Raw genomic sequence first — 21354 nt, 5'->3', positions numbered from 1 at the left:
GTTATACCTTAAATATAATCTTTTTTGTCACATAGAAGCTAAGTATCATAATCAATACATCAGAACAGAACTTGAGTATAGATATATGTGTACTAAAATAATATTCAAACACAAGTAACAGTGTTGTGCCTAACATTGAGTTAGTAATTACAGCAAGTATATATTTCATTACTTGAGCCAATATGTGGTTTTGGTCGGCGTCTTTAAAGGTTACATAGCGATGCCCTAGAAAAGACATTGCTGCGGCAAAGATCTTCGATGAAACATTGGCGAGAACAACATCCAACTTTACGCCCATGGTCAGCAGCAAAAACATGCCCATCTCAAGCAAGTAAACCACTCCTTGAAGAAAGAAGTAGATGATTAATGATTTCATTTTTTATCTATCAGAAAAGACTGTCACTCACTTATTCATCAACAACAATTTTGATAGCAGAACGTACGGAGAAGTATTGTTCAAGCGTTTTACGTCCGTTTTCACCTAATTGCTCTCTCAGATTGGCATCTTCCGTTAATTTTCTAGCTGCCTCTGTGAGTAATTCATCCTCCCCATTGATATACGCAAACCCACACTGATTGTCGTTGATGTATATTGATAAGTCATTGTCGGGATTAAGACTACCTAAAATCGGGAGTCTATTTGCTTTATATCCGAGCAGTTTGCCTGGGAAATTATGTGCTTTATGACTTCTTGCTAATGAGAACAGACCTACATCTACCTGCGTGAGAATATCGGCGTAAACTTCCTGACTGACAGCCCCCATAACGGACAAATTGTCAAGCATCCACTCTTCTTTCTTTTCAAGAACCAGATCGAATTCATCACCCTGCCCAACAAAGAGAAAATGAGCAGAAGGAACGTCTTTCATACTCCTAACCAAACGAAGCAGGTTTGCCATATCTTGCGCATGGCCGATATTGCCACCGTAGAAGAAAAGGACTTTATCCTCTGTCTCGGTTTGTTTTCTAATATCAATCAGAGAACATGACATGCCATGGCACTCCATATTTGACCAATTTCGAAGCACTTCGAGATTCTTAAACTGTGGATGTAATGAACTGAAGTAAGTTATATTAGCGTCGGACATCAAGCCAATCTTATGAGACGCTTTATAATTTAAGCGTTCAAAACACTGGAAATATCGTGCGACGATTGACCCTTTTCGAATGATTCCCTCATCAATTGCCCACTGAGGAAACATATCTCTAAGTATCAGATAGATTCGCGAATTGTGCTTCTTCCTCATCCAGTGCATTAACGGCCCAAAAAAGATGGTCGGAGAATAATTAATACAGAGCTCGAACGGGTTTTCTTGAACTTTTTTGCGGATGGCCACCCAAGCCCGAAAAGATAAGAGCGACTCATTAATCGCCCTCTTTACCATGCCAACACCTCGAAGTGTACCGCTTCGAAAACGCCACACTTCAACATTGTTTACATAGTCAATAACCAGAACGCGCTCTTGATTAGACTTTCCCGGAGTAATAACAACAACGTCATGTCCTTGGGACTGCAATTCGACCGCCAACTCGTTGAACATTTTCGCGTGAACACGTGTTCCTTCAGGCAAATATTCATCGGGGAACAGAGCAATTCGCACTAGTAGCGCCTCCAGACAACACGGTTTATGTAGTCTGTATAACTCAAAATCGTTCGAACCACTTTGTCTGATACGTTAGGGGCAACATAATCTTTGACGACATTGATTAATCGATTCGAACCTGATGCTTTCTGGTCTTCTAAGATGCTAATCGCTTGAATAATACGATCGACGTTCATACCCGTGAACATGACTGCACCTTCTTCAAAACCTTCTGGTCTTTCTTGAGCGTCTCGAATGTTGACCGCCGCAAGATTCAAAATTGATGCTTCTTCTGTGATGGTTCCACTATCACTGAGAACGATAAATGCGTCCTTTTGTAGCCTAACATAGTCAGAAAAACCAAGTGGCTTTAGAAGTTGCACGTTTTTGTGAAACTCAAGATTCAGCGCATCAATTTTCTTGCGCGTACGTGGGTGCGTAGACACAATAATTGGTAGTTCGTACTTCTCACCGATCACATTTAGGGCTTCAACAAATTTATGGATATTAACCGAATCTACGTTCTCTTCGCGGTGCACACTCACCACAAAGTATTTATTTGGCAAAACGTTCAGCTGCCCAGTAATGGTTGATTGCTCAATTTTGTTTTTATAGAACGCCAGTACCTCATCCATCGGACTGCCCGTCTTAACGATAAAGTCAGGTGAAATCCCTTCTGCCAACAAGTATTCACGCGCAATATCACTATACGGCATATTGACATCAGAAATATGGTCAACAATTTTACGGTTGATCTCTTCAGGTACGCGTTGATCAAAGCATCGGTTACCAGCTTCCATATGGAATAACGGGATTTTGTGTCGCTTCGCGGAAATAGCTGACAGTGCGCTATTTGTGTCACCTAAGATCAGCACAGCATCGGGTTTCACTTCTGTTAGCAATTCATCTGACTTACAGATCACTTGAGATATAGTTTCTGCTGCCGAGCCACCGGCACATTCTAAGAACATATTTGGTGCGCGAATTTCTAAATCATCAAAAAAAATCTGATTCAGTTCATAGTCATAATTCTGACCTGTATGAACAAAGATATGCTCGAAGTACGTATCCAGCTTCGCAATCACGCGAGACAAGCGAATAATTTCAGGTCTGGTACCTACAAATGTAACAACTTTTAGCTTTTTCATTTTTTATACCATTTGACAAAGTCTGCATGCATGTAATCGACAAGCTCTTCCCAGGAAGGAGGTGTAAAGTCAATTTCAGTCCTTAACTTTGTAGAATCCAACGAACGATCAATATTAAGTGTATCGTCTGCGTTGATCACAATATATTTCTTATAGGCGTTGGATACCAACTTTAGTAGCGCGCATTTGTCAATTGGATCAACTGACAAATGATATAGACCATTGATATCACTATCGAAGATTTTTTCGGACAACAATTTGGCGATATAACACGTAGGCAAACCCGAGAAAATAGCTTTCGTGAAACCTTTAACTTGCCCTTCTTGAGACAAAAACCAGTCAATCAAACTCAAGTTCGAATTCAGTTCGTGACCAATAATTGAAGTGCGCAATGTCAAGTGATTACCGTATTCCACCTCACCCAGTTTCTTTGATAACCCATATAGGTCAACCGAGTCCGGTGCAATTTCTTCGGTATACATACCTTGTTTACCAGTGAAAACACAGTCGGTTGAGAAATGGATAAGTTTGGCAGAAACCATATCACATAGAGCTGCCAGTTTATGGGGTAATAGAGAGTTAATAGAAATCGCCGCAACATGGTTTTTGGCGACATCATGCTGCTTGATCAAACCCACACAGTTGAGAACAAACTGAGGTTTCAGCCCCTTGATAACGCTTTCGATTGTGCTGAAATCATCAACATCAATGTCCGTGAAGATACTGGTTTCATAACCTTGGAAGTGTTCGCTTAACTGATTTGCACGAACAGTACCAAAAACATTCAAGTTTTTATTTTCACTAAGGTTTGAGAACAAGCTGTAACCCAGCATACCCGAAGCACCAATGACGAGTACTTTCATTTATACACCCTCTGGCACAAAAATATTGCCACTTTCAATTTCACGAATAAAATCCAGTTTACGCAGTAGCTCTTTCATTTCTTCAACATTCAGAAGTTGGGTATTGTGAGAGTTGTAGTCTTCGATTGCTGACAAATCCTTTTCTCCATTCTCGAAGTACTTGGAGTAATTCAAGTCGCGGTTGTCAGAAGGAACACGAAAGTAACGACCTTGCTCTTCAGCAACAAACATTTCTTCACGGCTACAAAGTGCCTCATACAGTTTCTCACCATGACGTGTTCCAATCACGTTCACGGTATGATCTTCTTTACCCATAATTTCTAGGATTGCTTTTACCAAAACGTCAATTGTTGCTGCGGGTGCTTTCTGAACAAAGATGTCACCGTTTTCACCGTTCTGGAACGCGTGAATCACGAGGTCTACTGCATCATCCAGCGTCATCATGAAGCGGGTCATATTTGGATCAGTTACAGTAATAGGTTGCTTATTCACTACCTGACGCATAAATAGCGGGATCACCGAACCGCGTGACGCCATTACGTTTCCGTAGCGCGTACAACAAATAGTCGTGTTGGTATGTTCCAACGAGCGGCTCTTTGCAACGATGACCTTTTCCATCATAGCTTTTGATATACCCATTGCATTAATCGGATAAACAGCTTTATCTGTGCTCAGACACACAACCCTCTTCACATTGTTTGTGATCGCAGCTTCAAGAAGATTCTCAGTACCAACAACGTTGGTTTTTACCGCTTCCATTGGGTAAAACTCACAAGACGGCACTTGCTTTAACGCGGCAGCATGGTAGATATAATCAACGCCACGAGTTGCACTCAACAAGCTATTGTAGTCACGAACATCAGCGATATAAAACTTAAGTTTATTATTATTAAATTTTTTACGCATGTCATCCTGTTTCTTTTCATCGCGACTTAGAATGCGGATTTCTTTAATATCGCTATCGAGGAATCTATTTAGAACAGCGTTTCCGAACGAACCAGTTCCGCCTGTAATTAGTAACGTTTTATCTTTAAACACGCTATACCTCACACATATTATTTAATAATTTAAAAAAGTCATTCCAGCCGGAATCAAAATTGGGTTCGAATTTTTTAAAGGTTGTCAGATCGGACTCTAACAACCTTTGAATCGCCTGAGACCAAAGTAACTCAGAGTCGGAGACAAATATTACCCCTTCGTAACGTTCTAGTATTTCACGCGAAAAGCTGGTGTCAGCACTTATAATTGGTTGCCCGTTGCTCGCAGCTTCAAGCAGGGGTAAGCCAAAGCTTTCAATTTTACTCGGATATACCATTGCAGATGCTTGTATGTAAAATTTTTGTACATCTAAAAAGCTCAATTTACCCAGATACACCACATTGCTCGCCAGACCTAAGGCGTCTATCAAGCTGTCTAGATAGAGTGATTCTCCTCTGGCCATGGTTAAATAGAAGCCAATCTGCGAAATGTCATGATGCTGCATCAGTTCGTGGAGTGCCCTTAACACAACCTCATGGTCTTTAAACGGCTCAGGCGTTGCAGGGTAGAACAGCGACACTCGATGCTTAATTCTCTCGTCTTTTGGCTCATGGCCGTTTTTCACCGACAAATTCACATCTGGCTTTAGTACGTATGTAGCTTCATTACGAAGAGAAAACTTATTGACTAACGCCTCTTTCATCCAGTTTGTCTGAACGACAAAACGCGTGTGCTTGTCGTTGTACAGCAAGATGAAAAATGGATAGACGTACTTATAGAATGCCAGACCTCTTTCTCTTTTGGAGAAAAACGACCACTTCATGTCACTCAATGGAACCCCTTGATGGAGATATACTATCTTAGGCTTATTAGGAAAATATACCGAGGTATTCTGTAGTGAAACCACAGCATCAGGATCGATATTCTTTGCCTTTAGCGTTGCACGCAGCCCCTTCCAATCCCAAATAATTCTCTGAAAAGAAGATTGACGCTTTACGCGAGTAACATGAAAATTTTCTTTGTCGCGGACATTTTTGATCTCATCATTAATGAACAGATAATAGTCATGTTGGCTATCGCTGCATTCAATAAGTTGATTTAGTATTGTCAGCCCGCCACCACCAATCAGGCTAGTGGCCGAAATCGCTATTGCTTTTTTTTTCATCACATTAAATTTATTCTTGGCGAAAAACCATCACCACTTCTTCACCACACTTTTTGCTGAACATGGCTATCAGGTATGCCCCCCAAGAAAACGGAACCAACATTGACCATCTAACCACTTTTCCTAGTCCAGTAGCCCAAAACTGCCCAACAAATGACTCGTTATAGATGCCAAGAAACATACTGTTTTTCGTCATCACTTGACTCTTTGAAGAAGAGAATGATGAAAGCTCTATCAGCTTGCAGGCGCTGTGAACGCAAAAAACATTAACGTGTCTTGGTGTTTCCCAACCACGCCAGTTATCCTTAAATACTTTACGGGTCAAAGAGCCGGTGTTGGGTGTACTCGCATAAATAATACCTTCTTCATTGAGCAGTAACTTGAGACGTTCCAGTTCTTTGAGTGGTTCTGAGACATGCTCAATAACATGATTGAGAAAAATCACGTCAAATTTAGCGTCTGTAGCAAGTGATGGAAGTACTTCACATCCTGCATTTTTAGCAACTTCCATCGCTTTGCTGTCAAAGTCATATCCGTAGACATTCCCAATGCCAAAAGCTTTCAGTTTGCGAAGAAAATTACCGTTACCACAACCAAAATCGAGCACTGACGTGGATGCCAAATCTTGGCCAGTAAACAGCGTTTCCCAATCGGAATCGAAATGGCACATTTCTTTGGGGATCAAATGCGTCAATATTGACAAATTCTGTGGTGTTGTTTCTCTATGCGTTGAATACTCACCGTAAAGTGTCGATAAATCAAATTTTTCAGGCACTTTGGCAGAAACGTGGCCGCAGTTTGGGTTTAAGCACTGAACATAATCAAACTTAATAGATAGAGCACATTCATAGTCTGGCCTTCCTGGCAAAATTTTTTTCGTCTCACTCGAACAAAAAAGACATATATTCTCGTTTTTCAAGAGGTTCTCCGTTTCATCTAAGACTCTCACTCCTTCCATATTCCTTATAAAAATGAAAAGGCTCAATTATTTTTCAACGATCGTTTTAACAATTAAATTGATTAACACTGCTACTGATAAATAACTCTTGCGTTGAAGCGTTACTTGGCATTCATAAACTCAACGTATTTATCTACTGCTTCATTGATATTTTCGCAGTTTGCGATCACGGACTTACCACCGCTCGGCGTAGGATTTTTGAGCCTAATCAGGATGTTTTTCAATCGGTTAAGTTTTAACTTCACTTTTTCCATTATGAGAGACGATAAGCTGATTGAAACGCCTAATTCTTCACAATTTCTTTTCGCGATGGCAATTTTGTTACCGTATTCAGCATGATTTGTCTGACACAGAGAAATCAATCTCGCAAAGTTAAATTTGTCTGCGAGATTGTATATATGAAGAGTCTCAATTGCTGCCTGAGACCAAGTCGTCTCAACAGAGAAGAAACGAGGTATACGCTCGTCCCATTTAATATCCTTAAATGGCTTGATATGTTCGTCGTCATCGAGAGAGCCTTTGTGCTTGTTCAGCGCACTTCGTCCTGTATTACTACCTCCAGAAGCGCCAGGAATAGTTACTGGATAATCGAGAGTATAATATTCGTCCGTTTGCGCAGCTAATGAAATAGCAATAGATATGTCAGGACTGATTCCTAAAAAGTAGTTACCGTTCTTTTCTTTAATTTTTTCCAACAATGTTTTCTGTACTATTCCGTGATATAGCTTCGGTAGTTCATCAGTACCTTGACAGGCATTCCTCAGTGCTTGCTGGAGTTTTTTCTTACTGTCGCATCTCTTCCAATCACCACTAAATTTATCGATATACAATTTTCCTGCATGTTTGTCGCCCCAGACTTTAGTAATAAAGTCTGGCCAAGAGTAAGTCGCAATGATTCGCGGAGAGAGAACGCTAACCTCGCGTTCTTTCATTAATTCAATCACTCGCTCTATTTCAGGACAAACACTGTCATCATCCCCAATCAAACATACATACTCACCCATTGAGGATTCTACAGCGAAATTGTAGTTTTCTGTCATCGATAGACGTTGGGTGTGATGCGTATATTTCAGCCGAGATATATGGCTATATTTTTCTAACAACGATTTTAACGAGTCAGATTCACTGGTATCACTCACGACAACTTCAACATTTTCGTGAGTGTACGCTAGAATTGACTCTATCGAATGAACTGCATATTTCTGTCGGTTATGAGTTGCAATAACAATCGATAACAAATACTCATTTTTCATCTATATGTCTCATCATATAAAAAGCATAAGTGGTTATTAATAGTAATGACATCATTCCGATTGGGATAATAATCAAAAGTTCATTAATATTCGATAATGATTTCAGTAAAAAATTAGCAAGCAGAAGAGTTAACATACATATAAATATAGGTATAAGCATACTAAATGCTATCCATTTAAATTTATTCTCTATTGCTGTAACATTTTCAAGATTAATAAATATAAGTAATAATATAATAACATTATAAGCAAACCAACATTTCGCCACGTCTATCGGCGTTAAATATGACGCTGAATAAGTCTGAGCAATAATCATAATTATACCCAAAAAAACATTGACCTTCACCAGATATGAAATTCTACCAAATGCAATTTGTGCACAATAAGGGATCATTAAAACACCTTGAATCAGACTGCCTAAAATTAAGTACCTTAATACTCCCGATACCTCTGTTGCTAAAACCTCATTGCCAAAAAATAGTAAGAGAACATATTTTGAATATGCTGCAGCGTAAATGCAAACCGATGTAACGCCGATCATCATGATCAATGAATTCTTAGTTATTTCTGCTTGATAACGATGCATTTGGTTGGAGGATTTGAGCTCCACCAATTTAGGGAAAAGGTAATAATAAAATGCAGAAGTGAAGATCATAGGAAAACTTGCGATAGTGAACGCTAAAGAGTAATAACCAAGAGTTTCACTCGATACAAATTTTGCCAGAATTAACTTATCACTTTGGAAACACAGAGAAGACATTATGACGAGAAACAACATCTTATTTTTAAAGCTCTTGTTTTCTAAATTATCATGCTCGTTGATTTCAAAAATATCATTATATTGAGATTGATAATGACAAAATTTATTTTTTACCACTAATTGCAATGCGATAGTGTAAATAACATTAGCGATAAGAAATATTAAGAAGTATGCGAAAACATTAAGACTAAAATATAGAACAACAAAAGTTGCTAATGGGTATCGCATTATACTGAACGCAATATATAGTTTATTGAATTTTACTTGATGCCCTGTTCCACACAAAGTAGCCTGATAATATATTTGTAAAAATATCAATGACAGAGATGCCGACATCATGATATTTATTTTACTTAGGCTATCACCGTGTGAATTAGCGAAATAAGTAAAGAGGAATAGCGAAACGAAAAAAAGCAGAAAGGATACCTTCAAAAAAGTGATGAAACACTGCCTTACAAACGAACCTGTCAGTAAGATATCTCCGCGCGAGTAAGAGTTTGAGATATTTTTTGTATAAGCTGCACTTATCCCCCCATCAAGAAGCATGAGAACAGATTGCATTGCTGTAAAAAGTCCTACAAGCGCATACCCCTTTGGTCCAATAGCATCAATTAGAAAAGGAAGTGAGACCAACATCATCAATGCTGACAAACATTTTCCAAGTATATTAGCTAGTAACTCTCGATTCATCCAAATCACCAAAAAGACGACGATATAATGTCGATATATAGACTATAGAAAATCCACTTAGCATAAATAAAGAAAATAGTCCGTATCTGACTTTATTATTATTTGCATAATAGACAGTCATATACTTAGATTCTTGGTATAATCCACGATTTTCAACAATCGATATTAACTCTAGGTAGGGTTCAAGAAGGTTGGAACAAAGTCTATCGAAGTAATAACAAGTACTTTTAGGATCTCTGAATCCATCAACATATTCTAACGTTGTTTTACGATATATTCTTTCAATATTTTCTTTGAAAAGATCCATCGAATCCCTATATAAATTTAAGTCACCGACTACTTTTACCATATAAATACCTGTTCCGACCCGCTTTATGTCAATCATCTCTTTGATTTTATGATAAAGAGTAACTGAATCCTCAATCATTAATAATTCTGGACGTTCATCTTTTATTAACTCAACTAAACCCTTAGCAAAAACTATATCTTCGGTGAGATTTTTAGTAAGCTGATCTAATGGCGGTTTTGGGTTTCTAAAATTACCATATCCATCATAAGTTGGCGTAATGAATAAGTAACCCTCATAAACTGTAGTATCTTGTTTTTCTGGCATGAATTTATATCCTAAGTATCCAGAAATTATCGTAGCAACCAGTAGTATTAAGAAGTTTTCTCTCAAATTTAAAAATATAATCCTCATGAATTAATTACCCTTGAGTTTCCATAAATTACTGGTAAAAAATATATCATTGGGAATGCCTCAAATGTTATCGTTGTCATTCCAAATATTACGTATACAGCAATAATTGAAAGTCTCGAACTATTCTTATCGATTAGTGCCTTATAAGTAAAGTAAATCACAACACCAAGATACATTAGAGAACCTAAATATCCAAGATTTCCTTGAACTGATGCAATAACTGAATCAGCAGCTTCATAAGCCTTACTAGGATCTAACATTGAAAAAAGTAAATTAGCCGTATTAGTATTGTAACCAAACTCACCAGACAGAAAACCTACATTTTGGAATGCAACCATTATCAGATTAAATCGTCCAACACCAGATAAAGCCACATAGTTTTCACGATTTAACAGACTATCTAAGTTAAGTAGAATAGTAGGTAATATGATTATCAATGATAATGCAGAAAACATTATGTACCGGATAGGCACGATGAATATCGTCAATAAAGCAACTAATGTAATCAAACCAGTACCAGATCTGGTCAAAAATATAGAAAATGCTCCAACTAAAAATAATAACATTGTTGCTTTTCTATTAAAATATTCTTTTTTATAAGCAAGAAAAGCAATTGCTGCACATGTGAAGAATGCACTTGTATTCGGTGCCATGAATATACCGATAACACGGGAAGACATACCAAAATCAGTAGTTCCAAACCAATGAGGCATAAAGGATAACTGGTAAATTTGAGTGACTATGTTAATAATAAAAATGTATGAAATAAGATAGACAGATGTCTTTTCGAGTTTTTTTAGGTCAATAACCGTTAGCCATATTATTATAAAGACAGGTAGTATCCATCGAAATCCAGCAAGAAAATAAATTTCCTTTGTATCAATGTATGTATATACTGCACTAATCAAAACAAACAAACCAAACATTAAAGTTGTAATCAAAAGTGGTGTTTTTGATCTGTACAAAAACAGTGGTAATAATGTAAAAAAAAGCGCGATGACAAGTATATCTTTTATAAATTTAAAAATAGGAAATATTCCTGCACTAGCGAGTGATGTAAAAGCACCAGAATACATAGGAATTTGATCAAAGACACTCATCACCGTAGTAAACGAGAGTAATATGAAATAAAGCCTTATAATTAAGGCCTCCATTTCTTCTTCGTTGTGAAGTCTTTTGATACCCAAAATATTTTTCGATATTGCTGTCATCTAATGGCACTCCCTTATGCGCGGAATCCGCATAAGTACCACCGTCATGCCCATCGCCCTAGCTATCATAGAAGTAGAGGAAACACCATAACTAAGATCACCAAATCGCTTCAAGAAATCCAACCGAACTTCTACGTATAGGCTAATCGCTTTCCAGTCATCTCGGCCAGAAAGTACAGCACAAATTGTTAACAAAATGATGTCAGTTAACTTGTGCTCGACTTTACCTTTTTGGTGGTAATCTGGAGTGATATCGAAATACATAAATGGTTGCTGGTTACTCATCATTAGACCTCCAATTTGTCTATGGAGGTAATTAGAAAACGCTAAAAATGATCGTCAAATTGATCATTGATTAATTAATTGTTTGTTGTTTGTTGTGTGATGCCGTTATCCATCGACACAAGAAAACTGTGAGCTCACTATGCTACAAACCGTTTAAAGATGCGTATGTTCATGATTTTTCCTTGGGCACGCTACCGCCCTTAGGTCTAACTCCTACAAGCGGTTCTACCTTAAGTGAACTCTTCCTTTACAAAATCAGGAAGTACTATTGGGCAGAAATACTACATCAAAACAATACATAGCGCGAGACTGTCGCTAGCCTAGATTAGATTTTGTGATTACAGCCACTAGCTAAGCCGCTATAATGCGCATAATTGTTCGTATTATAACCATAGGAATTTTGTATGATCATCGTAACGGGTGGCGCTGGCATGATTGGTAGCAACATTATCAAAGCGCTAAATGAACAAGGCATTAGTGATATTCTTGTTGTCGATAACTTAAAAAATGGGCGTAAATTCAAAAACCTAGTTGATCTGGACATTGCCGATTACATGGACCGAGACGATTTCTTGGTGCAGATCATGTCTGGTGAGGATTTTGGTCCTATCGAAGCCGTATTTCATGAAGGTGCTTGCTCTGCCACCACCGAATGGGATGGCAAGTATGTGATGCTTAATAACTATGAGTATTCTAAAGAGCTACTGCACTACTGTTTAGAGCGCGACATTCCATTTTTGTATGCTTCATCAGCCGCAACCTATGGCGATACTGATACCTTCATTGAAGAAAAAGAGTATGAAGGTGCGCTGAATGTATACGGCTTTTCCAAGCAGCAATTTGATAACTATGTGCGCCGCATTTGGCAAGAAGCACAAACACACGGTGAAACTCTTTCCCAAATTACCGGTTTTCGTTATTTCAATGTCTATGGCCCGCGTGAACAGCACAAAGGCTCAATGGCTTCTGTTGCTTTTCATTTAAATAATCAAATGAATGCGGGTGAAAACCCGAAACTGTTTGCAGGTAGTGAAACCTTCCAGCGTGATTTCGTTTATGTGGGTGACGTTGCGGCTGTGAATTTATGGTTTATGAACAGCGGTGTATCTGGTATTTATAACTTGGGTACCGGCAATGCTGAATCTTTCCAAGAAGTGGCCAAAGCCGTTATCAAGCACCATGGTAAAGGTGAAGTTGAAACCATTCCATTCCCAGATCACTTAAAAGGTGCTTACCAAGAGTTCACCGAGGCCGATTTAACGAAATTGCGCGCCGCTGGTTGCCAGCATCAATTTAAGACGGTGGCTGAAGGTGTGGCTGAGTATATGGCGTTGATTAATAAGTAGTGATGGCTGTAATCACTACCTCCTAACCTCCCCCTAAAAGGGGGAGGAACTAGTAAACATATCTCCCTAAAAGGCTGCTCTCTTCTTACTGGAAGAGTAATATGGAGTAACGATTGGAAGGGGAGGAATGAAAAATTGAGCATGTTTCTTAGATATATGAAAAGCATTGGCTGCTAACTCGTGGAGTATTGATGAACATATTAATGGCCTTATCTCAACTTGAGGTCACTGGGGCAGAGGTGTACGCCACTACTGTTGGCGATGAACTGACAAAGCGTGGGCATAAGGTATTTTATGTTTCCGATACGCTAACAAAACCTCACCAAGGGCTATTTTATAAACTCCGTTTTAATAAACGCAGTATTCCTCGCCGCTTTTGGCATGTGGGTTTTCTTATTTATCTGATTAAGAAACACCATATCCAGCTAGTGCATGCTCACTCTCGCGCCTCCAGCTGGAGTTGTCACATTGCTTGCAAATTAACAAATACGCCTATGGTCACCACAGTACATGGTCGTCAGCCTGTACACGCATCTCGTAAAAAATTTCACGCCATGGGTGACAAAGCACTACCGGTTTGTGAGGCCATTGAACAACAACTCATGACTGAATTGAATGTTCCACAAAGCTCGCTCGTCGTAAGCCGAAACGGCATTGAAACGCAAGAATTCGCTTGGCAAAACGCTCCTCAAAATAGCAAACCTGTGGTCAGTATTATTGGTAGGTTAACCGGCCCCAAAGGAGATCTTTGCTATCGGTTGCTCGATGAGTGTTTAGACTCAGCAAAATACCAGATTCAGGTCATATCTGGCTCTAAAATTGAAGCGCGTTTTGATAAGTTTACTTCTGACGTTCACTTTCTTGGTTATTCACAAGATGTCGTCTCGATACTTGCTCAATCAGACTTAGTCATTGGGGCTGGCAGAGTAGCAATGGAATCTTTGCTGTGTGGACGGCCTACCCTGGCAATCGGTGAGGCAAGTGCAATTGGTATTGTCGATGACGATAATATCGCTGCGGCCATGACAAGCAACTTCGGTGACATCGGGCCTAAAGATCTCGATATTGATTTTTCAAAAGTTAGTCAATATGTAGAACAAGGGTTAAAAACGCCGCACTGTTCACCACAAGTCAGTGAGATAATCCACAACAGCTACAGCTTAACCAATGTGGTCGATCAAATAGAAGATATTTATCAAACGGTTTATGTTGAAAAGCTGCGTAAAGAGATGCCGATTATTATGTATCATCGCTTTATTAAGGATGAAAGTGAAAAGGGCGTACATGGTACCTATCTGCATATTGACATGCTTGAAAAGCACTTCAACCTGCTAAAAAAAATGGGGTTTGAAACGCTAACCTTTAAAGATTTAGCGGATAAAGGGCTTATTCACCGCCTTGAATCAGGCAGGCGCTATATAATCTTAACGGTTGATGACGGCTATCAAGATAACTACGAATTGATGTTGCCGCTATTACGAAAATACGGTTTTAAAGCGGTTGTCTATGTAGTAACGGGGGAGGATTTTAACCGTTGGGATGTTGAAGTACCGAGCAACCCAGAAAAACCAGTGCCTTTAATGTCTCGTCAGCAAGTCAAAGCATTACACGATTCAGGGCTAGTTGAAATTGGCGGCCATACAATGACTCATCTATTTCTCAGCAAACTCAGTGAATCTGAACAGCGTAAAGAGATCTCACGCAATAAGCTTGAACTCGAAGAGCTACTAGGCGAACAATTGGTTTCTTTTGCATACCCCTATGGCGATCATGATGCGCACTCAAAACAGATCGTGCATCAATGTGGCTATCAATTTGCGGTTGCAACCAACAGCGGCCCATTGTTAATTCATCAAGATCCATATCAAATACGACGTATTGCTATTTTCCCTAAAACCGATGTGTTTGGCCTATGGCGCAAAGTGCGCGGTAACTATACATTCAGAAAATCGACGAAATAATAAGAATGGAATCACGAATGAACAAACTTCTTAACGTGAATAATTTTGCGCTATCATCATTATTCTTAGTTCCAGCACTCCTTCTATCGACTAATAATTTTAGTGTTGTCATTGTCGCATTTATCGTTTTATTCTCAATTCACGACCTAGTTAAGAATAGAACTCATTGTGATTTTAATAAATATGACTTACTGATCACTTGTTGTCTTGGTGCCTATTTTTTTGCCAATTTACCAATTACAATAGTCGATGGTAGTACGTTCAGGTACTTTCAAGGCGGTAGTCGTTTATTGTTATGTATTCCTGTTTATTTAATGTTCAGAAAAGCTTTCATCCTACACTCGGCACAAGCCTATGAATGGTTATCTATTGGCGTCATAGTTGGTTCTTTTGGTGCGCTGGTTATTGCTCTTTATCAGTTCGTTATACTCCATATGCCACGTGTTGACGGTTTTCTCTTTAGTATCAACTTTGGTTATTTGGCGTGCTCATTGGCATTTCTATCTTTATGTTTATCTATAAAAAATCCTAAATATAGAGTCTTATTATTTTTAGCATTCATCGCCTCAATTATTTCAACAGTATTAACTTTAACTCGTGGCGCCATATTTGCTATTCCGCTACTTCTGATATTGTGTGCGCTACTAAATTGGAAAAGACTAAATCTAAAATTAACATCAACGTTCATTGTGGGTTTTATCGCTCTATCATTAGGGACTTATTGGAATTCCGATTCAGTAAAACAACGAATAGATTATACAGCTTATGAGGTGTCTCATATTATTTCCGGAGATGTAGAAGCGGCAACATCTACAGGTACTCGATTCTATTTATGGAAAGCTGCAACGGAAGCGTTTAAACAAAGCCCATTCATTGGTTTACCTTATAATGAACGAGAAACTCTCAATAAGCAGCTTTATGCTGAAGGTAAAGTGAATGAATACACTCGGAATTTAACTCGTGGTCATGCCCATAGCCAATATTTCGAAATGCTAGCGAGTAATGGAATATTAGGTATAGTTGCCATTATTATGATGCTTGTAGTACCTTTTGCGGTCTTTACTCAACACTACAGGAAAACCGATAGCCTCTGGGGTTACACAGGTACGGTATTTGTCGCTGGGTTCATGCTCTTTTGCTTAACAGAAGCACCATTACAAGCTAACTTAATCAGCGCATTCTATGGCTTTATGCTTGCAACCTTCTTTGCTCTTATTCGTATAGAAAAGTACAATGCCGTTCAACAGCCAAACTGATGAGCAGCAGGACATGAAGATTCTGATTATCGGCCCTTCTTGGGTTGGCGACATGGTCATGTCGCAAAGCCTCTACACCACATTGAAGCAAAACTACCCCGCTGCGACGATTGATGTTCTAGCCCCCGCTTGGTGCAAACCGATTTTGGAGCGCATGCCAGAAGTGAATTGCGCCATTGAAATGTCGATTGGACATGGCGCATTTAATCTTGTAGGTCGATGGGCACTGGCTAAAGAATTAAAGCGCAATGGCTATACGCACACATACGTTTTACCTAACTCGGCTAAGTCAGCTTTAATTCCTCTGTTTGCTGGTATTCCATCTCGTACGGGCTGGAAAGGTGAATTTCGTTATGGTTTGCTCAATGATCTTCGCCCAAATCGCAAAGTTTTTCAGTTTATGGTGGAGCGTTATGTTGCTCTTGCTTATTCTAAGGAAAGCATGCTTAGTGAAGTTCAGCTAGAAACCTGCCCTCGCCCTTCTCTATTCATCGATAGCAAAGCTCAACAGTATGCAATGTCAAGATTAGGCTTATCGACCATAAAACCGATTATCGGTTTATGCCCAGGAGCAGAATTTGGCCCAGCTAAAAGATGGCCAGATAAATACTATGCTGAAGTTGCGAAAGCTTTGATTGAAAAAGGCCAGCAAATTTGGTTATTCGGTTCAGCCAAAGATAAAGTGGTAACAAGCGCTATCCGCAATGCACTTCCAAAGGAATTACAAAATTCATGCTTTGATCTAGCCGGTGAAACTTCCTTAATTGAGGTAGTTGATTTGCTTGCAGCTTGCCATACTGTCGTCTGCAACGATTCTGGGTTGATGCATGTATCAGCCGCTGTTGGGTGTAATATTGTTGCAATATATGGCTCAAGCTCACCAAAATACACACCACCATTGGCAGATAATGTCGAAATTATACACACTGACATAGAATGCCGCCCTTGCTTTAAACGCGAGTGTCCACTTAAGCACCTTGACTGTTTGAACAAGCTATCACCAGATTTGGTAATGGCTGCCGTAAACAAATTTATTGGATAAACTTGATGCAACATCTTTGGTTTGAACGCGGTGCTTATGCATCCAAGCAAGCAAAAAAATACTTAACTCATGAGTTTTCACCCGAGAAGGTGAAAAAGATCGCGATTTTTCGTCACGCTGCATTAGGTGATCAGGTCATTGTTCGCCCCTTTCTTATTGAAGCGAGAAAATTTTTTCCTAACGCAAAAATCACGCTAGTGGGTGTCTCTAACTATCAATATGGAACACCTTCAGATCTCGCTGATGAAACCATTTTTATGATTGGTCGACATCGCAAGCATGAACTGAATTGGAAGCAGAAGATCCAGCAATTTACGCAATTAGAAGAGCAAGACATCATCTTTGATGTCGCAGGTACCAGCCGCTCTTACTGGATGACGTTGTTCAGCAAAGCCAAGCTGAAATTTGGTTTCCCATACAAACCTTATTTATGTGGAAGCTTGTACAATATTGCGGTATTTCGATCTGATTTTCAGCCAGAGCTTGAATGCATGCTCGATATGCTAAAAATGCTTGGACACAATCCACAAAGGCCATTAGATTTTGCATATCCAAGTCACCTAGAACTGTACGATAAAGGACAAACTAAACCTAGCATTCTTTATTTTAATGGCGCATCAACTCAATCAAAAATTCTGACTCGAAAACAAATGAAGAGTTTCATTGAGCTCGCAATTACAACTTTTCCAAACCATCAACATGTCTATCTAGAAGGAAAAAATGATTTTGAAAAAGGTGATTTTCTTCGTCATTTGGAAGTTAACCATAATTTCACGATTCAGCCTTGTCTGTCATTAGATGAACTAGTCGAATACATTGCCAAGGCGCGCTTAGTGGTGGCTCCTGATACGGGAGTGAGAAATATTGCGGTGTCAACTCATACACCGACCGTTGGTATTTTCTACTCAACCGTACCATTTAGATACACTCCATTAGAAGGTGATCACCGTATTGTCATGAATGCGAACGGTGATATTCCTAGTAACGAACAAATTATTGCAGAGATGGCTACTGCATTAGAACAAAATAAAGAGACAGTATGAATAACTTCCCTATTATGGTTGCAAACCGCACCATCAAGTTGATTGGTAATATTTTTAAAGTGCTTTCATACCCATTCCACTTTGTTTTTCCTAAAGTACGATTCACTATTCCTGAATATTCTCCAGCCAAAATTCAAACAAAAAATAGCAGTGGTGTACCTAAAATTATTTGGCAAACCAACTATTCAAACCGTAGTAGTCTACCTATCTATTTGAATTATCTATTCAATCGTCTAATGTCACTAAGCTACGATTATCGCTATGTCAGCACCGAAGCACGAGAAGAATATTTACGCGAAAATGCATCACAAGAAGTTTATGATGCATATATGAAGTTGACCGATGGTGCTGCTCAAGCCGATTTATGGCGTGTGACAACTTTATACCAACAAGGCGGTGTCTATATGGATATTGATGCCACATTGGTTTGGCCGCTTAGTCGACTACTAAAAGGCATCAATGACGCGTTATATATCAAGATCAAAAATGGGACTGAAATTACTAATTACTTTTTAGCGACAGCGCCACAAAACCCTCATTTCCAGAAAGTGATGGATACGATTGTGTATAACATCCAGAACTATGATGTTAAAAAAGGAGTTTACGGGACAACAGGACCTGCGGTATTCAATGATGTTTTAAAAGATGAATCCATTCAATATCGTCGTCGCCGTCATGTTTGTATCCAAGGCACATTTACCAATGAGTATTTTCAATATTTAGACAAGCCTCGTGGTAAATGGACTCACCAGAAACCTGAAGATCTAATCAAGAAGTAAACGAGGTCATTGTGCTCATTCGTTGGCTGTATACGTTCCTACTCACTATTGTTTCTCCATTTTTGATGTGGAGTCTGTACAGAAAACGAGATGGCAAGCCATCCGTGGGTGCTCGCTGGAAAGAACATTTTGGTTTCACACCGCCACTTGAAACTAATAAATCACCGATTTGGATCCATGCGGTATCGGTTGGAGAAACACTTTCCGTTTCTCCACTGATAAAAAAACTCAAATCACAATATCCTGATCAGCCGATCGTTATTACCACCACAACGCCTACTGGCGCAGAACAAGCGGCTAAATTACAAGGCATCGCCGAACATCGCTATATGCCATTTGACTTCTCTTTTGCCATTCGTGGTTTTTTAAATGCTATCAAGCCTAGCCAACTACTCATCATGGAAACTGAGCTTTGGCCGAATACGCTACATACTGTTGCAAGAGCGGGTATTCCGATCACTGTTATTAATGCTCGTTTATCTGAGCGTTCATGCCAACGGTACGCAAAAGTTCAGCCAATATTTAACATGCTAGCGAAAAATTTAACTCGAGTACTATGTCAATATCCCGACGATGCACAGCGCTTTATTCGATTGGGTGTGGCAAAAGAAAAAATTTTCGTCACTGGCTCAATTAAGTTTGATATCGATATAGACCAAACAACCATACAAAAAGGCCAGCAGTTAAGATCTAATCTGGGGAGAAATCGTCCAATTTGGATTGCGGCAAGCACTCATCAAGGTGAGGATGAACAGGTATTAGCAGCCCATGCTGAAGTACTTAAAGAGCACCCTAACGCATTGCTTATTCTTGTCCCGCGTCACCCAGAGCGATTTAATGCTGTTTTTGAGCTGTGTAAAACACAATTTATTAGTGTGCGACGAACTGAAACAGAGTCTGAACTTGATCCAGAAGTACAGGTGTATCTAGGTGATACAATGGGAGAAATGCTGGTACTAATGGGTGCTGCTGACATTTGTTTTATGGGCGGAAGCTTACTGGGTGATAAAGTTGGAGGTCATAATATGCTTGAGCCTGCAGCACTAGGTAAACCAGTGCTAACAGGACCAAGTTACTATAATTTTACGGATATAACAGAACAACTAATCAAAGCTGAGGGATTAGAGGTTGTCACTACGGCTAAAGCAATCTCAAAATCTATATCTCAAGCATTCAATGATAAAAATGTACTTCACTCTAAATCACAATCAACTCGACTCGTAATTGATAAAAACCGTGGATCACTAGCGAACACAATATCAGCCATTGAACTAATAATTTAATTAGGTTAGTGCTTGCTTTAGCTGTTCCTCTCCAAAATTATTGATATCTGTAATAGCAATAATAACATTTGCATGTTCAGAGTTAGGGTGCCAGTTGCTGAAATTAACCTTATCTTGTTTATAAATTGCAATCTGCGGTTTATTAAAACCAGATGCGACGTGAACTATTGATGTATCAACAGAAACCACTAACTTCGCTTTCTCGACAATAGCAATGGCATCATAAATAGAATCACTCTGATCAAAGTGACGAATACTTGCAGTAGTAAGGGACATAGCGTCCAAAAGATCTCTTGTATCAGGAGCCGATAATAGAACCACACTCAATGACTTATCCCATTCTTTGATTGCACTAATGATTTTATTTATCGAGTCCTTGTTCAACTTCCTTTCGTTGCCACTACCAAATGGATTAATCAGCACAAACTCATTGATATTATTTTCAGTCAAGAAAAGTTGTGCTTTTTCCATAGAAGAGGGAACAAGAGGAACTATATAATTCTCTGCTGATTCAGTTATACCCAATAGAGTTGCAATATAGTTAAACTTATCAGCATAATGCATATTTCTAATATCATCAGAAATTTTTAAATTAATCAGCTTTAAATCAGGATCTAGGCCAATATTTATTTTAGACTTTAACTTATTCAGCAAATAAATATCTTTCATTTTCATATCAAGATTAAAAGCGACTACTGCATCGACCGACCCAACTTGCGTACAGACTTCTTTCATTTCACTGTATGACGGTCGCTTACTTAGATGCACAACTTGATCAACACCAAAGTGTTCTGTAAACAATGGTGCCATCGCAGAGGTAGTCAGCACTTTAATTTTTATTTCTGGGCGGTACTTTTTAAGTTTCTTGAGTACCCCGGAGGAAACAATAGCATCACCCAATTTTGCATCATTACGGATAAATAGAATGCTATTAACATTCTCTAAATCTAATTTAGATACTTTTGATGAATCAAAAAGAATGATTCCAAGATGACGTCTTATTTTATCTCTGGTAATTTGAAGTCGAGATATGAGTCCCCTTATCATAGA

At 39.0% G+C, this 21354-nt stretch carries 19 protein-coding genes and 1 pseudogene; 7 read left to right on the top strand and 13 right to left on the bottom strand.

Annotation, left to right across the window (positions count from 1 at the left end; all coding sequences use genetic code 11):
* Position 1 precedes the first annotated feature (1 nt).
* From EXZ60_RS04845 to EXZ60_RS04790, 12 genes and pseudogenes are all read right to left on the bottom strand, one after another.
* A complete protein-coding gene (locus EXZ60_RS04845) occupies positions 2–376 on the bottom strand; it encodes a GtrA family protein (protein WP_277435385.1) in 375 nt (124 codons plus the stop codon).
* Positions 377–407: 31 nt separating this feature from the next.
* Positions 408–1601, bottom strand: coding sequence for a glycosyltransferase family 4 protein (locus EXZ60_RS04840; protein WP_277435384.1), 1194 nt, complete (start codon positions 1599–1601; stop codon positions 408–410).
* Positions 1601–2731, bottom strand: coding sequence for a UDP-N-acetylglucosamine 2-epimerase (non-hydrolyzing) (gene wecB / locus EXZ60_RS04835; RefSeq protein WP_277435383.1), 1131 nt, complete (start codon positions 2729–2731; stop codon positions 1601–1603). Before wecB ends, EXZ60_RS04840 begins: the two co-directional genes overlap by 1 nt.
* Entirely contained in the window at positions 2728–3594 is an 867-nt protein-coding gene (locus EXZ60_RS04830) for an SDR family oxidoreductase (RefSeq protein ID WP_277435382.1), read from the bottom strand. Before EXZ60_RS04830 ends, wecB begins: the two co-directional genes overlap by 4 nt.
* Positions 3595–4632: a polysaccharide biosynthesis protein gene (locus EXZ60_RS04825; protein WP_277435381.1), complete on the bottom strand. Its 1038-nt coding sequence runs from the start codon at positions 4630–4632 to the stop codon at positions 3595–3597.
* A 1-nt stretch (position 4633) separates the two neighbouring features.
* Complete coding sequence (locus EXZ60_RS04820; RefSeq protein ID WP_277435420.1) at positions 4634–5737, bottom strand: glycosyltransferase; 1104 nt, start codon at positions 5735–5737, stop codon at positions 4634–4636.
* Positions 5738–5747: 10 nt separating this feature from the next.
* Positions 5748–6656 carry a class I SAM-dependent methyltransferase gene (locus EXZ60_RS04815; protein WP_277435380.1) on the bottom strand — a complete coding sequence of 303 codons (909 nt, stop codon included), beginning with the start codon at positions 6654–6656 and terminating at the stop codon, positions 5748–5750.
* 140 nt (positions 6657–6796) lie between these two features.
* Positions 6797–7948 (bottom strand): glycosyltransferase family 2 protein, encoded by a 1152-nt coding sequence (locus EXZ60_RS04810; protein ID WP_277435379.1) that lies wholly within the window; start codon positions 7946–7948, stop codon positions 6797–6799.
* Positions 7938–9398, bottom strand: a complete 1461-nt coding sequence (locus EXZ60_RS04805; RefSeq protein ID WP_277435378.1) for an oligosaccharide flippase family protein — start codon at positions 9396–9398, stop codon at positions 7938–7940. Before EXZ60_RS04805 ends, EXZ60_RS04810 begins: the two co-directional genes overlap by 11 nt.
* A complete protein-coding gene (locus EXZ60_RS04800; protein ID WP_277435377.1) occupies positions 9376–10011 on the bottom strand; it encodes a hypothetical protein in 636 nt (211 codons plus the stop codon). The genes EXZ60_RS04805 and EXZ60_RS04800 overlap by 23 nt, the downstream gene beginning before the upstream one ends.
* A gap of 83 nt (positions 10012–10094) precedes the next feature.
* Positions 10095–11309: a hypothetical protein gene (locus EXZ60_RS04795; RefSeq protein WP_277435376.1), complete on the bottom strand. Its 1215-nt coding sequence runs from the start codon at positions 11307–11309 to the stop codon at positions 10095–10097.
* A gap of 45 nt (positions 11310–11354) precedes the next feature.
* Positions 11355–11594, bottom strand: a pseudogene (locus tag EXZ60_RS04790) (transposase family protein); the annotation flags it as partial.
* Between the two features lie 404 nt (positions 11595–11998).
* Between EXZ60_RS04790 and rfaD the strand changes: the two are divergent.
* The 7 genes from rfaD to waaA all read left to right on the top strand — a co-directional run bounded on the left by rfaD (position 11999) and on the right by waaA (position 20304).
* A complete protein-coding gene (rfaD, locus tag EXZ60_RS04785; RefSeq protein ID WP_277435375.1) occupies positions 11999–12940 on the top strand; it encodes an ADP-glyceromanno-heptose 6-epimerase in 942 nt (313 codons plus the stop codon).
* Positions 12941–13131: 191 nt separating this feature from the next.
* A complete protein-coding gene (locus tag EXZ60_RS04780; protein WP_277435374.1) occupies positions 13132–14901 on the top strand; it encodes a polysaccharide deacetylase family protein in 1770 nt (589 codons plus the stop codon).
* Between the two features lie 5 nt (positions 14902–14906).
* Entirely contained in the window at positions 14907–16157 is a 1251-nt protein-coding gene (locus EXZ60_RS04775; protein WP_277435373.1) for an O-antigen ligase family protein, read from the top strand.
* 13 nt (positions 16158–16170) lie between these two features.
* On the top strand, positions 16171–17199 hold the full coding sequence (waaF, locus tag EXZ60_RS04770) for a lipopolysaccharide heptosyltransferase II (RefSeq protein ID WP_277435372.1): 1029 nt from the start codon (positions 16171–16173) through the stop codon (positions 17197–17199).
* A gap of 5 nt (positions 17200–17204) precedes the next feature.
* Entirely contained in the window at positions 17205–18242 is a 1038-nt protein-coding gene (locus EXZ60_RS04765) for a glycosyltransferase family 9 protein (protein ID WP_277435371.1), read from the top strand.
* Positions 18239–19021, top strand: a complete 783-nt coding sequence (locus EXZ60_RS04760; protein WP_017045911.1) for a glycosyltransferase — start codon at positions 18239–18241, stop codon at positions 19019–19021. Before EXZ60_RS04765 ends, EXZ60_RS04760 begins: the two co-directional genes overlap by 4 nt.
* 11 nt (positions 19022–19032) lie before the next feature.
* Positions 19033–20304 carry a lipid IV(A) 3-deoxy-D-manno-octulosonic acid transferase gene (waaA, locus tag EXZ60_RS04755; RefSeq protein WP_277435370.1) on the top strand — a complete coding sequence of 424 codons (1272 nt, stop codon included), beginning with the start codon at positions 19033–19035 and terminating at the stop codon, positions 20302–20304.
* On the opposite strand, the gene EXZ60_RS04750 is transcribed toward waaA, so the two are convergent.
* Complete coding sequence (locus tag EXZ60_RS04750; RefSeq protein WP_170895470.1) at positions 20305–21351, bottom strand: glycosyltransferase family 9 protein; 1047 nt, start codon at positions 21349–21351, stop codon at positions 20305–20307. It abuts the gene before it with no gap.
* Between the last annotated feature and the right edge of the window lie 3 nt (positions 21352–21354).

The organism is Vibrio sp. 1151_11 (assembly GCF_029478525.1).
Classification (GTDB): Bacteria; Pseudomonadota; Gammaproteobacteria; order Enterobacterales; family Vibrionaceae; genus Vibrio; species Vibrio anguillarum.
This window is presented reverse-complemented; position numbering and strand designations above follow the sequence as displayed.

Excerpts from the sequence above, each read along its gene's own strand:
- EXZ60_RS04845 (WP_277435385.1), bottom strand. The coding sequence starts at position 376 with ATGAAATCATTAATCATCTACTTCTTTCTTCAAGGAGTGGTTTACTTG.
- wecB (WP_277435383.1), bottom strand. The coding sequence starts at position 2,731 with ATGAAAAAGCTAAAAGTTGTTACATTTGTAGGTACCAGACCTGAAATT.
- EXZ60_RS04830 (WP_277435382.1), bottom strand. The coding sequence starts at position 3,594 with ATGAAAGTACTCGTCATTGGTGCTTCGGGTATGCTGGGTTACAGCTTG.
- EXZ60_RS04820 (WP_277435420.1), bottom strand. The coding sequence starts at position 5,737 with ATGAAAAAAAAAGCAATAGCGATTTCGGCCACTAGCCTGATTGGTGGT.
- EXZ60_RS04810 (WP_277435379.1), bottom strand. The coding sequence starts at position 7,948 with ATGAAAAATGAGTATTTGTTATCGATTGTTATTGCAACTCATAACCGA.
- EXZ60_RS04805 (WP_277435378.1), bottom strand. The coding sequence starts at position 9,398 with ATGAATCGAGAGTTACTAGCTAATATACTTGGAAAATGTTTGTCAGCA.
- EXZ60_RS04800 (WP_277435377.1), bottom strand. The coding sequence starts at position 10,011 with ATGCCAGAAAAACAAGATACTACAGTTTATGAGGGTTACTTATTCATT.
- EXZ60_RS04795 (WP_277435376.1), bottom strand. The coding sequence starts at position 11,309 with ATGACAGCAATATCGAAAAATATTTTGGGTATCAAAAGACTTCACAAC.
- rfaD (WP_277435375.1), top strand. The coding sequence starts at position 11,999 with ATGATCATCGTAACGGGTGGCGCTGGCATGATTGGTAGCAACATTATC.
- EXZ60_RS04780 (WP_277435374.1), top strand. The coding sequence starts at position 13,132 with ATGAACATATTAATGGCCTTATCTCAACTTGAGGTCACTGGGGCAGAG.
- EXZ60_RS04775 (WP_277435373.1), top strand. The coding sequence starts at position 14,907 with ATGGAATCACGAATGAACAAACTTCTTAACGTGAATAATTTTGCGCTA.
- waaF (WP_277435372.1), top strand. The coding sequence starts at position 16,171 with ATGAAGATTCTGATTATCGGCCCTTCTTGGGTTGGCGACATGGTCATG.
- EXZ60_RS04765 (WP_277435371.1), top strand. The coding sequence starts at position 17,205 with ATGCAACATCTTTGGTTTGAACGCGGTGCTTATGCATCCAAGCAAGCA.
- EXZ60_RS04760 (WP_017045911.1), top strand. The coding sequence starts at position 18,239 with ATGAATAACTTCCCTATTATGGTTGCAAACCGCACCATCAAGTTGATT.
- EXZ60_RS04750 (WP_170895470.1), bottom strand. The coding sequence starts at position 21,351 with ATGATAAGGGGACTCATATCTCGACTTCAAATTACCAGAGATAAAATA.